This window comes from Nocardia jinanensis, from assembly GCF_014645735.1.
GTDB classification, from domain to species: Bacteria; Actinomycetota; Actinomycetes; order Mycobacteriales; family Mycobacteriaceae; genus Nocardia; species Nocardia jinanensis.
Genome location: NZ_BMMH01000004.1, coordinates 304,729 through 320,447 on the forward strand (window position 1 = coordinate 304,729; position 15,719 = coordinate 320,447).

The following is a 15,719-nucleotide window of genomic DNA, read 5'->3' on the forward strand; positions in this document are numbered from 1 at the left end:
GCGCCCGTCGAGCCTCCCGCCGGATACATCCGCATCCGGCGGGATCCGCTCGAACCGGCCGGGTGACTCATCCGTGGGTGTCCGATCCGCTGGTCACCCATAGAGCTCGGCAGCGCGATGCGGAGCCTCCGGCTCGGCGAATCGGTTGCGCGGTATCGAAGAAGTATCTGGAGGAAAAGAATGACCGAACAGACGCAGGCCGCTCCATCAATGATGGAAGCCTTCCGTGGCGTGTGGGACACCTGCCCGATGTTCAAGGAATTGCGCCAGCACGCGCCCGTGCTGCACATCCCGGAAATCGACGCCTGGATTCTGAGCAGGTATGACGATGTGATCACGGTGGTGCGTGACTCGGAGCGCTTCGGTGCCATGCCGGCGGACCTCGTCGGTGAGGTGCCCGACGAACTCAAAGAGTCGCTTCCGCACGGGTACGCCCCGTGGCAGCCGGCCCTGGTCAACACCGACCCGCCCGAGCACGACCGAATCCGCAAGCTTGCCGCGAAACCGTTGACGCCCGCGGCCGTCGGCAAGCGTGAGGGGCAGATCCGGGAGGCGGCCACCGGCCTTATCGAGCCGTTGATTCCCCTCGGCCGTGCCGATCTGGTCGATCGCTTCGCGACGCCCATGCCGGTGCAGGTGCTGATCAAGATCCTCGGAGTGTCACCGGAGGATTACAAGCAGTTCCATCAGTGGACCCTCGGTATCACCGAGCTGTTCGTCCCCACGATCTCCGAAGAGCGTCGTCTCGAGTTGGCGCGCGAACAGGTCGCTTTCAACGAATACCTGACGGAGGCGATCGCCGCCCGTCGCAAGTCCCCGGGCGATGACCTCATCAGCGGTCTGATCCTGGCCCAGGAACGAAACGAGAAGAGCCTGACCGACCGTGAGGTGCTCGGTATCGTCGGGCAGCTGGTGATCGCCGGATTCGAGACCAGCGCGGGCGCCATCAGCTTCTCGCTCTACAAACTGTGCGAGCAGCCGGACCTTCTCGCGAGGGTGCGCGACGACGTGACGTTGATCCCGAAGGTCGTCGAGGAGTCGCTGCGCCGGCTCACTCCGGCGCGCGGGGTCGTCCGGCGCGTGAAGGAGGATGTCGAATTCCACGGGCAGACGATCCCCGCAGGCGCCAACATCTTCGCGCTGGTGCAGTCCGCGAACAATGACGAGAGCAAGTTCTCGTGCCCCGAGCGTTTCGACATCGATCGCGACGCCCAGGAGATGCGCAACAGTATGCACTTCGGTGGCGGCGTACATGCCTGTATCGGTCAGTCGGTCGCACGGTTGGACGCGCGGATTGCCATCGAAACCGCTATCACCCGGCTTCCGAACCTGCGGGTCGCGCCCGGCCAGCAGATCCAGGTTCAGGACGGGATGATCTTCCATCGTCCCGAGAAGCTCGAGTTCGAGTGGGATGTCTGATATTTCGTATGCGCTGACCTCGATGCCCATGCCCTCTGTGCACGCGCGACGGGCGAGGCCGGCGGATGCCACCGATACAAAGGAGTACACACGCCGTGAAACGTCGATCTGAAATCATATGTACCTGGGGCGGTATCGTCTTCGCGGTGCTGTTCTTCGTCGGCTTCGTGTTGTTCGCGCGCTTTCTCCCGCCCCTGAGTCCGAATGACAGTGCCGCGCGGACGGCGGAAATCTACCGCGACAACACGAATGGCATCCGAATCGGTCTGGCCTTGTGCTATTTCGGTACCATGGCGTTTCTCGCCTTCGGCGCCGGTATCACCGGACAGACGCGGCGGATCAAGGGTGTCGCATCGACGCTCACCATTCTCCAGACAGCGGCGTTCGCGGCGGCATCACTGCTGCTCATTCTGCCGATCACCATGTGGTTCGCGGCAGCTTTCCGTCCAGACACGCAGCCTGCGGAGAACATCCAGATCTTCAACGACTTCGGATGGATTTCCTTCATCGCGGGATTCCCGCCGTTCGTCGTGTGGATCGCGGCCACCGGTTGCGCGATCCTGTCCGACAGCAGGGCCAACCCGCTGTTTCCGCGGTGGTCCGGATACTTCAGCCTGCTGATGGCATTCATTCAGGCGGCGCCGCCGGTTCTGCTGGTCTTCTTCAAGACGGGTCCGTTCGCCTGGAACGGTGTGCTGTCCTTCTGGATCCCGTTGACCGACTTCTTCGTGTGGTTCCTCGTCATCACGGCTCTCACCTTGAAGGCGATCGACCGGAAGTACGAAGACGAGGAGCCTGCTGCGCCTGCTGCGTCATTCGAGGCCGCAGGTGGGGGCGCCAGTCGTGCGTGATGCGCACGGCGCCATCTTTTTCACTCCGGTGAGTCCGGGCCGGAGGGGCCGCTTCAGACGGCCCGTCCGGCCCGGACTCGCGGGATGCCCAGTAATGCGTATCGGACCGCGAAGAGGATCAACATGCTCACGGTAGGCACCAGGGCCGGCAGCGTCGCCGGCCGAGGTCGTCGGAATGTAACCGAGAATGCCAAGAGGATTCCAGGCGAAGAGGGACTCTGGGTATTTCTTCTCGGCGACATGGTCATGTTCACCGTTATCTTCGCCACCTACCTGTACTACCGCGGTGCCGAGGCCGAACAGTTCGAAATCGGCCGCAGCACCCTTGACCAGAGTCACGGCGTGATCAACACGCTCCTGCTGCTGGTGAGTTCTCTGCTGGTGGTGCGCGGCGTTCGTGCGATCCGGATGCGAAACGCGGCCGCTGGTATATGGCTTTTCGCCGGCGCGCTCGCGTGTGCTACCGGATTCCTCATCATGAAGGTCATCGACTACAGCTCGATCGTGCGCAACGACTACATATCCGTCGGCGGAAACTTCTATCCGTACTATTTCGCGCTGACGGGCCTGCATCTGGTTCACCTCCTCGTCGGTGTCGGCGGCCTGCTGTATCTGCTCTATCAGGCCCGCCGCCCCGAGCGTGCGGCAGACAACCGTGGCGCCATCGAGGGGGCGGCCTGCTACTGGCATATGGTCGACCTGCTGTGGATGGTCATCCTTCCGCTGCTCTACCTCATCAAGTAGGAAACATGGAAACCACCACTGCATTCATCCGAGATCGAGTGACCGTTGTCTGGGGCTTCTTGGTCGCGGCGACCCTGTTGTCGTTCTGGCTCGGTGCCGAGCACGGTATCTCGTCGGACAACATGCGTACGGCCGTGATCTTGCTCGTGGCATTCGTCAAAGTTCGTTTGATCGGCCTCTACTTCATGGAATTACGGGACGCGCCCATGGCGTTGCGTGGAGCCTTCGAGACGTACTGTCTCACGGCCTATGTCACGTTGACCGCGTTCTACGTTGTCGCCTAGCAGGCGATACTTGCCGGGATCGCCGGCCACCTTCCCCTGTGCCCCGTACATATCGCGCAGCAGGAGGGTGGCCGGCGAATTCCGTGTGTGCGGTGCGGGATGCGAGTCCGGGAACTTGCTGCACGCCAATATTGCCGGATTTAATCTAAAACAATCCTATTTAAATAGGCGTAGCGATGAAATAAATTCCGAGCCCGAAAAAGTATTTCACGTAAGACGACTTATGTTACGCTGAGCGTGCAGTGAAACCGGGCGCACTCGGATGGTGGAGAATCGAAAGAACTCATCCTTCGATCCGATGTGACGCCCGGCCTCCCTCTGTAACCAGTTGATCGGCCATCGGTCGGTGTTCTGCACTGTATTCAATCCACAATAAAAGTGTCGAATGGGTCGCTTTCATGCCCGAGTGGTGCGTATGTGACCCGATCTCGATCGGTGGCCGATGGGTCCCGGTTCCGACGCCGGTCCGTCGGGTTCAGGCCGCCGGTAACTTCGACGAAATCAGCTTCACCCACGGCTCGATTCTCGTGCACCGGAGAATCACAATGAAGAATCAAGGACGGCTCGAATGACTGCCGCGACGACTACCCTGCCCTCGGAAGCCGAGTGGCACCGTGTCCCTCGAGATGAGGACGATCCGGAGCCGACCAGGCTTCGGCGGACCGGTCCGGGGATCGGCGGCCGCGCCCTGAACTACCTCCGCACGACACCGGTTCAGTCGATGGCGACGATAGGTCGATCCGTCCGGTTGACGGCGGCCGTTGTCCGGTACGCGGTGATCGGTGCGACGCGCCTGCGGCTACCGATTCACGAAGTCGCACTGCAGATCTGGTCGCTGTTGAAGGTCACCACGCTGCCCGCCTTGCTGATGGCCGTGCCGATCGGGGCGGAGGTGGCGGTTCAGGTCGGCGGCATCATGAACCAGGTCGGTGCGAATTCCCTGGCCGGCGCGGCGAGTGGCCTCGGCGTCGTCGGCCAAGGCGCGCCGATGGCGGCCGGATTGCTGATGAGTGGGGCGGCCGCGTCGGCCATCGCGTCGGATCTGGGCGCACGGGCGGTCCGGGAGGAGATCGACGCGATGCGCGTTATGGGCGTCGATCCGGTGGAGCGACTGGTCATGCCGCGTTTTCTGGCCATGATCGCGATCGCCCCGGTGCTGTGTATCACTATTATCTCGGCCGGCGTCTTCGCGGGCCTGGCCATCTCGAACCACGTATCGGGCGTGGTGCCGGGAAGCTTCTGGCAGTCGTTCGGAGCGTTCGCCACACCGACCGACCTCGCCTTTTCCGTGCTCAAGGCGGTGGTGTTCGCCGGGATCGTCGTACTCATCGCGAGCCTGCGCGGGCTGGAAGCCAAGGGTGGGCCGAAGGGCGTGGCCAATGCGGTCAATGCCTCGGTGGTCCTCAGTGTCTTCTGCATCTTCATGACGAATCTGTTGATCAGCCAGCTGCAGACAATGTTCTTCCCGGCGCAATTGGCATGAGGTGATGGATATGACAAGTACGAGTACATCCGCGAAATATCAGCCGTTTCCGGTGCTGCTGAAACCGTTCCGGTCACTCGGTCGTGGCGTGCTGGGGATGTTCGCCGAACTCGGCCAGATCGCCGTGTTCGCGCTCAAGACGATCTATCTGTTACCGACGACGGTGCGTCACTACCGCCAGCAGACGATGAAGACCACCAACAGCATGGCGTGGGGGTCCGGGTCGATCATCGTCGACGGCGGTGTCATCAGCCTGATGTTCTTCCTCGGTGTCGCGGTGGGCGCTGTGGTCTCCATTCAGGCGTTCACGGCTCTGGATCTGCTGGGATTCGGACCGCTGACCGGAATAATCGGCTCGTTCGCCAACATTCGGGTGATCGCGCCCATCATCACCGGAATCGGGTTCGCGGCGCAGGCCGGATGCCGGATGACAGCGGAGATCGGATCGATGCGGATTTCCGAGGAGATCGATGCGACCGAATCCATGGGCCTGCAGGCGATACCGTTCGTTGTCGGTACCAGGCTCATCGGGGGCATGTTGGTCGTGCTGCCCGGATATCTGATGGCGCTGGTCGTGAGCTTCGTATCGGGCAGTTTCATCGTCAAGGTCATGCATCGACAACCCGCCGGCACCTACGACCACTACTTCAGTCAGTTCCTGAGCGTTCCCGACCTCGCGGCCTCCGTGGCGAAGGCCCTGATCTTCTGTGCGGTCGTCACGATCATCCACTGCTACTACGGGTACTTCGCCACCGGCGGGCCGGCAGGCGTCGGCGCTGCCTCCGGGCGAGCGATCCGCGCGAGCCTCGTCGCGATCGTGGTGCTCAATTTCTGCATGACGGTCGCCATCTGGGGCCTGAGTCCGCTGCTGCAGTTCAAAGGGTAGGAAATGAGTAGAACGAGGAACCAGGATTTCCTCCGGGGTACCGACGAACAGCAATCCCGAGTGGTTTACCTGGCCGCGGCCGCGACAATCGCGGTCGTCGCGGTGATCGTCGTATCGGTCGGCTGGGTGTATCCGCGCTTCGCGCCCGATGACGATCTACGGCTGAGCCTGGATGTCCCTTCGGTGGGGCCGGGAGTGGCGGCCGGCACCAAGGTGATCATGCACGGTGCGGAAGTCGGTGAAGTGACCGCGCTCGACGAGGTGGCAACCGGGATCGTGCGGGTAGGTCTGTCGATGCAGCCGGATCGGATCGAGGGCCTGACCGACACCTTCGACGTGGACTTCCGTCCACAGAACTACTTCGGCGTGACCGCGATCAATGTGATCGCTCGTCCCGGTGGACGGAGCCCGGAATCAGGGCAGGTGCTCGACCGCATTCCCGTCGGCGATTTCACGATGTCGACAATGCTGGAGACCGGCTCACTGGTCATCGACGGCACACTGACGAAGTCGATGATCGAAACGCTGGACGAAATCATCCGCTACACCGACGGACTCACGCCGATGATCGAGGCCGGGGTGGTGGTCGCCGATCGGGCGGCCGAAGCGCAGCAAGCTGTGCCGAGCCATCTGATCGGCCGGATGAACGACATCCTGGCGGTTCTGCCTGCCTTCAGCGATCAGGCGATCGGCGTGCTGGACTCGCTGTACCAGACGAAATTCAATCGGCAACCGGACGGATCGTACGGCGTGAACGACGAGTTCATGGACGAGACCGACGAGGCCATGGAGATCATGTCGGTGGATGTGTTCGGTGGCGCGGGTAACCTGCTCGCCTCACACGGCGCGGAGCTGACCCCGCTGGTCTCGATTATCGAAGCGCTCGTCGACGGTATGCCGGGAATGATGGCCAACGGCGCGGTGGCGCGCGATCTGCGGGTCTTGATCGACCGTTACAACAGTGCGTTCACCACATCCGGTGATCGGAAAACCTTGAACCTGCGCCTGGTGCTCGATGACCTACCCGGAGTAGCCGCACCGATCGCGGCAGCGGGAGTACAGACGCAGCCGACCCAGGAGGCCCCGAAGTGAGGTTCCGAGTCGAGTTCGCGAAATTGCTGGCGAAGATCGGTGCCGCAGCGCTGGTGTCGGTGCTGCTGTTCGTGATCATCATCAACGCCATCAAGAACCCGATCGATGGCGATCAGCAGACCTACACGGCGGAATTCACCGATGTATCGGGACTGCATGTCAACGGTGACATTCGCGCGAAGGGCGTCCAGATCGGCAAGATCCATTCGATCGAGTTGCGGCGCAAAGGTGATGCCACCGTAGCCGACGTCGGGTTCTCACTGGTCACGCCGCATCGGCTGACCGAGAACACCACGCTGGCGGTCAAATACCAGAATCTCACCGGTGTCCGGTATGTCGACATGCAGGTCCCGGAGCCTGCCGGTCCGCCGGTGGATCACCTGACAACGCATCGCACGCGGCCCTCCTATGACATCACCGAGCTCTTCAACGGCCTGCAACCCGTACTCGCGACCATGGGCGCGGAGGAGATCAATCAGTTCACCGAGAACGCGATAGCGCTGCTACAAGGCGACGGTGAGGGGCTGGCTCCCATGCTCGACAGTGTGCAGAAACTCGCCGACCTCGCACACGACCGCGAACAGGTGATCTCTACCCTCACTGCGAATGTCTCCCGCATCTCCGATGCCCTCGGCGGCAGATCGACGCAGGTCGTCGAGTTCTTGAAGGCGATGAGCTTCCCGGTCGCGCGGGCCATGACCGTACTGGAGGAGATGCGCAAGACGGCGCAGTTCGGTCCGGCGTTCACCCGGCCCTTGCAGAAGTTGATCCACTCCATCGGCCTGACCGAGGATCTGGATGTCGACCGATTGCTGGGGGAGGCGTTCCCCTCACTGACGGATGCGGCAGGTGCGCTGCGCCTGCTGCCGGTGACCCTGGCCGGTCTCCAACTGCCCCATGTCACCCAGGAGCCGGGCGTGGTGGCCTGTAGCAACGGCCTGGCTCAGCTTCCCACCGAGGTCCAAGTCCTCTTGAACGGCAGCGAGGTCGTGATATGTCAGCCATCGTGAAATTTCGGAAGGTCCGCAACGGGACGAGCGGGCCGGCGACAGCCCGTCGGATCGGCCGGAGTGACACCGCGATCGGTGCCGTCGTGGTCCTCGTCACCGTCGCGATACTGGCCGCGGTGACGGTGTATTACCTGAATCCGCCCGGCCGCACAACGATCGCGTTCGAAACCACCGACGCGGCGGCATTGGATATCGGCCAGGACGTCCGGGTCGCCGGCATCTCGGTCGGTACGGTGACGAAGATCTCGGCACTTCCGGCGACTGTCCGGGTAGAGGCCGAACTCGACAGCGATACCTTTGTCGGCACCGACTCACAGGTATCGGTACGCATGTTGACGCCGGTGGGTGGCTACGCGATCACCGTGGTCCCCAGCGGGAGTGAGCCGTTGGGCGATGCGGTGATCCCGGTGGACCGAGTCGATGTCCCCTACTCGATCGCGGATGTGCTGCAGGCCTCGCCCCGGGTGACCGACGATGTCGACGGTGCGGTCATCGATGCCAACATCGAGCAGGTGGCCGATGCGCTGGAGCACAATTCGCCCTCGGTGGGCTCGCTGATCGAGGGTATGAACAGCATTGCCGCGGTCATGGATCGCCAACGCGATCAGGTGCATCAGATCGCCGGCCTGGCCTCAGAGTATCTGGAGACGTTCAACAACGATCGAGAGTTCGTTTTCCACTTCATTCGCGAGGTCGAAATCGTGGCGAGTACGTACAACACGGCCGCCGCGGGATTCAACGAGAGCTATCACCGGCTGGGCGACGTCCTCCGCAGGCTCACGTCGGTGGAGAAGTTCTATCTCGGTCACAAGGACGAATTGAAAGCCGCGGTGACCAACTTGCGAGGTGCGATCGAGGACACCCAGACCCATCTCGGGCCTGCGATCGACCGGCTGCTGGCGTTGAAAGGACAGTTGGAAGCATGGTTGACGCCCGAGGGGATGGCGGCCATCGGTGGCGGAACGGTACTGGCGTCGGAACTGTGTGTTCCGATTCCGGGGCGGACGTGCTGAGATGATCACCAAGCGCAGAGTTCTGGTGGCCGCGGCAGCCACCATCGTCGGGATTACCGCTGTCACCGCGGTCGGATACGCGGTCGGTGCGGAGGACACCCGCAGCATCGGGTCCGGCTACTGTGCCGCGCTGCCCGACGCGATCGGGCTGTACGCCGGCAACGCGGTGACCCAGATGGGGTTGCGGATCGGCACCGTCGAACGGGTGGAGCCGAAGGGCGAACGCGTCCAGGTCACCTTCAGTCTGGACGGAACCCGGCGAGTCCCGGTCAACGTGCAGGCGGTGACCCGATCCAAATCCTTGCTGGCCGACCGAAGTCTCGAGCTCGTCGGCAACTACGAGGAAGGACCGCAGCTGAGAGCGGGTGACTGTATTCCGCCCGAACGGACCCACACCCCGAAGAGCATTTCGGAGATCGCCGGTTCGGCGGCCGATTTCATCGACGCGATGGCGCCGGCCGACGGCAACCAGAGTATGGAGCGGGCCATCGCCGGTATGGCGGACGCTATGCGGTACAACGGCGTCCTCGCACAATCGCTGATGCTGCACGCTTCTGCCGCCGTGTCGGGCCCGGATCAGCTGATCGCGGATATCGGCACGAGCATCAACAATATGGCTCCGCTGACCGACGACACACTACGGAACTGGTCGACGCTGCGCTCGATCTTCGACCAGCTCCCCGCAGTCGTCGCCGCGGGCCGGGACCTGTGGCAAGGGCCCATCGACGTCGTGCAGGGCGTCGCCTACCTGACCCCGGTTTTGCTCGACATCCAACAGAACTACGGCAACGACATCTGGCCGGTCGTGCACGGTGGCGTCGTCGATGTAATCGCGCTGGCGGCGACCAGGTCGAAAGATATCCAGGCTCTGCTCGGCACAGTGCCCGCCATCGCCGACCTGATGCGACAGCAGTCGGGAACAGGTGGATTGACGCTCCGGTACCGCACTCCGACCGTCGAGTTCGGCAACCCGGATGCCCCCCAGCTGTGTGAGGTGCTCAATCGAATGCTCGCCGGCAGCTGCCAGATATCGGACGGGCGGGTTCGAGTTCCTGCCACCCGTCTGCTGGATCTCGTTGTCGCGAAAGGGAATCAGCCGTGAAACTCTCGACGAGAATCAGGTCCGGAATCGGTGTCCTCGCACTGTCAGGCGCCGTTCTGGCCACATCGTCCTGTTCGCTCGGACCGAAGGATGTACCGGTATTCCGGGGCACGCCGAGCAACGGGTACGACGTGACGATCGAGTTCGCCAGCGTCATGAGCCTTCCGGACGGCGCACACGTCATGATGAACGGCTTGAAGGTCGGTGCGGTGGATGCGGTCGAGGTCGCGCCCGAGTCGGCGCGAGTGACGGTCCGCTTCGACAGCGATACGCGCGTGCCGGACGATGTCCGGGCCGTGATCCGGCAGAACACGCTGCTCGGCGACACCTACATCGGCCTGGATCGTTCGGCCGGCGACGCGGCCACCGGTTTCCTTGCCGAGGGGGCAACGATTGCGGTGGACCGCACCGCCTCGCCGCCCCAGCTCGAAGACACGATCGCGGTTCTCGCCTATTTCGTGAACGGCGGCAGCATCCAGCGCATCCAGGACGCCATGTCCAAGATCAATACCGTCATGCCCGAGATGGCCGACGTACGCAACATGGCCTCCACCGTGGCGGTGGACCTGCGCGATCTGGCACAGAACACCGGTGAGATCGATAGGATGCTGAACGGCTTCGACGCGACCGCCCAAGCCATCAACACCAGATCCGATGTCCTGTCCACGGTGTTCACCGACACCGCGATCCACTTCTGGTATCGGTGGGCGCACAACATCGTCGGGTACGTGAGTAAGGCGCTGCCCGGGATCGGCAGCATCTTCGAGGGCGGCAACTGGATGGTGCCGATGCTGGAGTCGCTCGCCGACACCTCTGCCATGGGCCGGCAGATATGGGACGACGCCCCGGCCACCGCAGCGCAACTATCGGAATTCCTCCGGACCACCGTCCTGCCGTTCGCCGAGCGCCCCGCGGTCGACGTCCTGTCCGTCGAGTCGGCCAGCGGAAATCAGATGATCGGCGACGTCGAGAACCTGCTGCGCATGTTGGGAGCGGTCAAATGATTCTCACCCGAACCCGGATATCCGCGCTCGGTATGGCGGCCATCGCGGCCGGCTCCTTTCTCTACATGGATTCGCTGGGTCTGCGGACCGAGATCCTCGAAGACCGGCGTTCGGCAACGATGTCCATCACCGATACCAATGGGTTGCTCGTCGGATCGAAGGTACTGCTACGCGGCGTCGAGATCGGCAACATCACCGACGTCGACACGGATGCCCAGGGCGTCCGGGTGAGCTGGAACTACGAATCGGGCTATGAGATCCCGGTGAGCAGTCGCTTCCGCGTCGACAACTTGTCGGCGCTGGGGGAGACCTACCTGGCGGTACTCCCGGACACCGGGTCGGAACCCTATTTGGACGACGGAGCGGTCATCCCCCCCGACCGGGTGAAGGTGCCGACCACATTCAAGGAGCTCTCCGAGCGCTTGACACAATTCCTCGAGCAGGTGGAGCCGGCCCGGATTCAAGAATTGTTCCACGAGCTGGACACCGCGCTGCCCGAGGACGTCCGAGTCCTCGGCGATCTCGAGGCTGCAGGAGAACTGCTGGCCGCGACCATAACCAGAGAAGCCGACAACCTCTCCACCGTCATGGACACCGTGCAGCCACTGCTGCTCGACAGTGCGACAGTCCCCGGCGATCTGGCGGGGACGACGCCGGAGCTGGCGGGATTCGGTCACGGTTTCGCCGAGTTGGTCGAAGGCATCCATTTCGCGATGGTGTTCGCGCCCCTGCGCGACTCCGTGAAGTACGGGGCGGCGCCTTTCATTGCGGACGGACTCCAGGTGTTCCTCGATCTGAGCGCGGCGGACCTGAACGTGCTCGGCGTGGATCTGCTCCCCGCGGCGCGCTCGGCCAGTGCCGCGATGCAAACGGTCGATGTCGGCCGGCTGCTGGACAACGCCATGCGGGCGACCGAGTCCGGTGATGCCGTAACGGTGAACGTCCAGGTACCGGGGGGTGGTTAGCTGCGAGTTCGGTGCAGAGACCAGCCATTCAACCCGGAGAAAGTACTGCTGTCATGATTCTGAAATCGGACGAACTGGAAGATGCTGTAGCGGCGGAGGAGGCTCGCGAGGAAGAGGGCCCGGACTCCGCCGGATCCGGCACGCCGCCGGAGGCAGGCGCCCCGCCGAAGCAGGCGCGCTCACGTCTCGGCGAGCAACCCGTCACTCTGCGAACTGTGGGCATAGTGGTACTGATCGCTTGTCTGGTGGCGGCGGTCGGCGTACTCGGCTGGCAGGTGCGCGCGAAGGCGAATGAACTCGACGACCTCCGCGCTTCGGCCGCCGTCCGCGAGCAGGTCGAACAAGTTGCGCTCGACTACGCAACCGGCGCCGCCGAAATGAATTTCCGAGACCTGGCGGCGTGGCACGGTCGTCTGACGAAGGGCACCACACCGGAGCTGTCCGACCGGCTGACGAGGGCTGCCTCCTCGATGGAACAGATCATCATGCCGCTGCAATGGACATCGACCGCCAGGCCCATCGCGGCGAAGATTCTCTCGGAATCGAACGGCATCTATTCGGTGAGCTGCTTTGTCAGCGTGCTGACGAAGAACAGTCAAGCCCCGGACGGTATTCAGTCGACGGCAACGTACCAGCTGTCGATCGACAGCGAGAACAATTCGGTCATCACCGAGATCGGCGGGATAGGCTCCGCGCTGCCCACAGCCCCTGTGAACGAGCCGCCGGCGCCGCCGAGCGGGGCCGTTCCAGCACCCGGTCTGGCTCCGCCCGGTGGATAGTAGCGCGCCGGATGGTCGAGGGCGGCGATGTGCTGCCGCTCTGGACCCGCGCCGCCGCATCGCGGAGCCGGCCGGCCTGCCTTTGGAACGCGAGCAACGGGCAGATGGCCGCCCGCACGTAGGAATGTGCGGGCGGTTGACCCCCGCGTTTTATTAATCTATCTTCAATTAAGTAACTGCCATGAACCCGGTAGTTGGTATGGAATCATCGACGATCGTTTCGACCGATCGTCAGGAGGGAGTCTCGTGATGAAAGTTGTACTGGACCGGACAAAGTGCACCGGGTTGGGAATCTGCGAGTCGCTGGCGCCTGCCTTTTTCGAGGTCGACGACAACGGTGACCTCCTCATGCACAAAGAAGACGTCACCGAGGATGAAATGGCCGAGGTCGAGGAAGCCGTGAACAGCTGCCCCACCGAGGCTTTGCGGATTCTGCGGGAGTCCGCGACTGCGGCTTCCTCCGCGTCGCACTGAATCAGGAATATTACGCCTTGACGCCGCGTCCGGTATGCCTCGGCGACCGGTTGCGGCGCGTGGTGTGTTCAGAACCGGCGTCGGGTGCGCCGATCCCGTGCCGGATCATGGATTGAGCCGTGCGGATCACCGTCTCGAGCGAGCCGCGTCGCGGTGTCCACCATTCTGCCGCCCAATTGAGCGACCCCATGATCAGCATCTGGGCGATGGGTAGATCCATATCGGTGCGCAGCTGCTTCTCGGCGTCGGCGTCCTTGATCAGCCTGCGCCAGATGGCGCCGTAGTTCGCGTCTTCGGCCATCTGCCGCGCTCGGATGTGGTCGGGTACCTGGCCACTGTTGCGGATCGCCGCGGTCGCGTAGTCGGAGAGTTCGAGTTCGTGACGCAGATGTGCTTCGACCGCGACAAGGATGCGATCCAGTGGCGAGACATCGCTGGAGACCTGCTCCAGCACCTCCTCGACATGCCTGCGCATTTCGGCGACACCGCTCCACATGACCTCCTCGATCAGGTCTTCACGCGAACCGAAGTAGTAGTAGATCGCCGGCGCCTGTAGTTCGGCGTATTCGGCCACATCGGACAGGCGCGTACCCGAGTAGCCCTTGACGCTGAGGACATGCGCGGCGGCATCGAGGATGCGCTGACGGGTACGCGCCGATTTCGACTCCGCGGACTGCGCGTCGTCGGCAACGGGCTGCGCCCGACTTTTTCTAGCCATGATTCAACTATAATGCAGTATATCGGGGCCACCGGGACCGGAGGCGCATATCGGTCGCGTCGGAACGACAGGGCAGCCGAGCGCTGGATCGCTCGGATGTCGGCTCCTCTCGACCTATAGCGGGCAGACTCATTGCCGTGCGCCGCGGTGCGTGTTGCGAACGTCGGTTCATGGAACGCAGCAGCGACAAATCGGTGTCAGCGCAGCGCCGGCCCAGGCAGCCTTGGATAAGGCCGAGGTCCTTCGGTCGGGATGCGTGGTGTCTTCGGTGCCGATCGGCGAGGGTGTGGACCTGTCGATTCGCTCAGCTGGGTCCGATGCCGATCAGTCGACGGTTTGGTGACCGGGATCGGTGTCCCGACCGGACGGAGGAGACATTCTGCGACTGGTCGGGTAGTGAGCCGGTGGTGGCCGAGTTTGCCCACGCGCGGCTGCGGAGACCCGCCATGGCTCGGGCCACCGTGCCCGTCCGCCGGCACCGCGGCCGCGCCGGCCACAATGGCGGGAGCGGCAAAAAGGTTCGGCCCCGGACCCCGCCGGCAGGCGATTGTGGGGCCCGGGGCCTACCGTGCTCGAGAGCTGGTCGTGAATATCAGTGCGCGACAGGGCAGCCGGTCGTAGCGTGCATCTGTTTGACCGCGCCGGCGAAGTTGCCGACAAGAAGTTCCGGTTCGGTCAGCGTGAGGTCGGGGACGCGGTGAAAGAGCTGATCGAACATGTGACGAAGCATCGATTGGGCGAGGAAACTGCCGATGCAGTAGTGTGGGCCTCCGCCTCCGAATGCCACATGTCCCTGCGGCTTCCGGCTGATATCGAACTTCCACGGATCTACGAATACGGACTCATCCCGGTTGCCGGAGGCGTAGAACATCACCACCCAGTCACCCTTGCGGATCTGCCGTCCGCCGAGCACCGTGTCCTGCGTGGCAGTTCGCCGGAAGGTCATGATCGGGGACACCCACCGCAGGACTTCCTCGATCGCATTGTTGATGCGACCGTCGAAGTCTTCGAGAAGGTACGCGAGCTGGTCGGGATTCTCGAGAAACGCCTTGGTTCCCAAGTTGATCGACGTCCGGGTCGTATCATTTCCGGCGAACGACAACAGAACGAACATTGTTGCGAGTTCCTCGTCGGTAAGCGTTTTACCGTCGACTTCGGCGCTGACGAGATTGGACCACACATCGTCCCGGGGGCAAGCCCGTGTCAACTCGGCGAACTCGAAACCGATTGTCAGATTGCCGATCATTCCGTCCGCGAGTACCTCGGCGGGCGGCCTTCCATGCGCGACATCGGGATCGTTCCATGCGGCCATCTCGTCGGCATTGTGTGCTGCCTGATCTCGGTACTGCTCGGGCAGTCCGGCGATATCGTAGAAGGTATTCATCGGCATCTGCTTGGCGACATTCTGCACAAAGTCGCCCTCACCGAGCTCGAGCAGACGGTCGACGATCCCGGCGGCGCGGGCGCGGATGCTCTCCTCGAGAATCTTGATCTGCCTCGGGGTGAATGCGTTGCTCACGAGCTTGCGCATGGTCATATGCTTATCGCCATCCATCGCAAGGAACCCTGAGGCGGCCTCGAGGAGGTCCGGGGGAACTTCCTCCATCTGGATTCCCTCGCCGGAACAGAAGAGATCCGGCCGCCTGCTGACGTACTTGATAAGCTCATGGGAGGTAACCGCCCAGTACCCGTCGTTCTCGGGCGCCATGAGGCCGCCTTCTGCGGGAGGTTGCCAGCTCACCGGCCGATTCTTCCGCAGTTCGGCCAGTCGAACGTCTCGCTCCCGCGGGCTCATGGCCCAGAAGTTCAGGCTGGAAACTTCGACCGGATCGTACTCACGATCTGCAGGCGGTGTGGTCATCAGTGATTCTCCTGTGGTCTTTCCGAGGTCATAC

At 63.0% G+C, this 15,719-nt stretch carries 16 protein-coding genes; 14 read left to right on the top strand and 2 right to left on the bottom strand.

Annotated features, from left to right (window positions below):
- Positions 1–180: 180 nt before the first annotated feature.
- The 14 genes from IEY68_RS12625 (at position 181) to IEY68_RS12690 (ending at position 13,106) form a co-directional block, all read left to right on the top strand.
- Positions 181–1,419 carry a cytochrome P450 gene (locus tag IEY68_RS12625; protein WP_229718743.1) on the top strand — a complete coding sequence of 413 codons (1,239 nt, stop codon included), beginning with the start codon at positions 181–183 and terminating at the stop codon, positions 1,417–1,419.
- A gap of 95 nt (positions 1,420–1,514) precedes the next feature.
- Positions 1,515–2,270, top strand: coding sequence for a hypothetical protein (locus tag IEY68_RS12630; RefSeq protein ID WP_058854300.1), 756 nt, complete (start codon positions 1,515–1,517; stop codon positions 2,268–2,270).
- Positions 2,271–2,393: 123 nt separating this feature from the next.
- Entirely contained in the window at positions 2,394–3,014 is a 621-nt protein-coding gene (locus IEY68_RS12635; protein WP_189094225.1) for a cytochrome c oxidase subunit 3, read from the top strand.
- A gap of 5 nt (positions 3,015–3,019) precedes the next feature.
- Entirely contained in the window at positions 3,020–3,298 is a 279-nt protein-coding gene (locus IEY68_RS12640; protein WP_058854298.1) for a cytochrome C oxidase subunit IV family protein, read from the top strand.
- A gap of 721 nt (positions 3,299–4,019) precedes the next feature.
- Positions 4,020–4,781: an MlaE family ABC transporter permease gene (locus tag IEY68_RS12645; protein WP_156426120.1), complete on the top strand. Its 762-nt coding sequence runs from the start codon at positions 4,020–4,022 to the stop codon at positions 4,779–4,781.
- A 97-nt stretch (positions 4,782–4,878) separates the two neighbouring features.
- Positions 4,879–5,667 carry an MlaE family ABC transporter permease gene (locus tag IEY68_RS12650; protein WP_229718759.1) on the top strand — a complete coding sequence of 263 codons (789 nt, stop codon included), beginning with the start codon at positions 4,879–4,881 and terminating at the stop codon, positions 5,665–5,667.
- Between the two features lie 3 nt (positions 5,668–5,670).
- Entirely contained in the window at positions 5,671–6,759 is a 1,089-nt protein-coding gene (locus IEY68_RS12655) for an MlaD family protein (protein WP_058854297.1), read from the top strand.
- The gene (locus tag IEY68_RS12660; RefSeq protein ID WP_058854296.1) at positions 6,756–7,769 is read left to right on the top strand and encodes an MlaD family protein; all 1,014 of its coding nucleotides are present in this window, start codon (positions 6,756–6,758) and stop codon (positions 7,767–7,769) included. The genes IEY68_RS12655 and IEY68_RS12660 overlap by 4 nt, the downstream gene beginning before the upstream one ends.
- Entirely contained in the window at positions 7,754–8,782 is a 1,029-nt protein-coding gene (locus IEY68_RS12665; RefSeq protein ID WP_082681255.1) for an MlaD family protein, read from the top strand. The genes IEY68_RS12660 and IEY68_RS12665 overlap by 16 nt, the downstream gene beginning before the upstream one ends.
- A 1-nt stretch (position 8,783) precedes the next feature.
- Positions 8,784–9,884, top strand: coding sequence for an MlaD family protein (locus IEY68_RS12670; RefSeq protein ID WP_063916491.1), 1,101 nt, complete (start codon positions 8,784–8,786; stop codon positions 9,882–9,884).
- A gap of 131 nt (positions 9,885–10,015) precedes the next feature.
- Complete coding sequence (locus IEY68_RS12675) at positions 10,016–10,888, top strand: MlaD family protein (RefSeq protein WP_229718744.1); 873 nt, start codon at positions 10,016–10,018, stop codon at positions 10,886–10,888.
- Entirely contained in the window at positions 10,885–11,853 is a 969-nt protein-coding gene (locus IEY68_RS12680; RefSeq protein WP_058854294.1) for an MlaD family protein, read from the top strand. The genes IEY68_RS12675 and IEY68_RS12680 overlap by 4 nt, the downstream gene beginning before the upstream one ends.
- Before the next feature lie 53 nt (positions 11,854–11,906).
- Positions 11,907–12,632: a hypothetical protein gene (locus IEY68_RS12685; protein ID WP_189094226.1), complete on the top strand. Its 726-nt coding sequence runs from the start codon at positions 11,907–11,909 to the stop codon at positions 12,630–12,632.
- A gap of 249 nt (positions 12,633–12,881) precedes the next feature.
- Complete coding sequence (locus tag IEY68_RS12690) at positions 12,882–13,106, top strand: ferredoxin (RefSeq protein WP_058854486.1); 225 nt, start codon at positions 12,882–12,884, stop codon at positions 13,104–13,106.
- Between the two features lie 10 nt (positions 13,107–13,116).
- Here IEY68_RS12690 and IEY68_RS12695 read toward each other — a convergent pair whose 3' ends face one another.
- Positions 13,117–13,824, bottom strand: a complete 708-nt coding sequence (locus tag IEY68_RS12695; RefSeq protein ID WP_058854293.1) for a TetR/AcrR family transcriptional regulator — start codon at positions 13,822–13,824, stop codon at positions 13,117–13,119.
- 592 nt (positions 13,825–14,416) lie between these two features.
- Positions 14,417–15,685, bottom strand: a complete 1,269-nt coding sequence (locus IEY68_RS12700; RefSeq protein WP_156426119.1) for a cytochrome P450 — start codon at positions 15,683–15,685, stop codon at positions 14,417–14,419.
- Between the last annotated feature and the right edge of the window lie 34 nt (positions 15,686–15,719).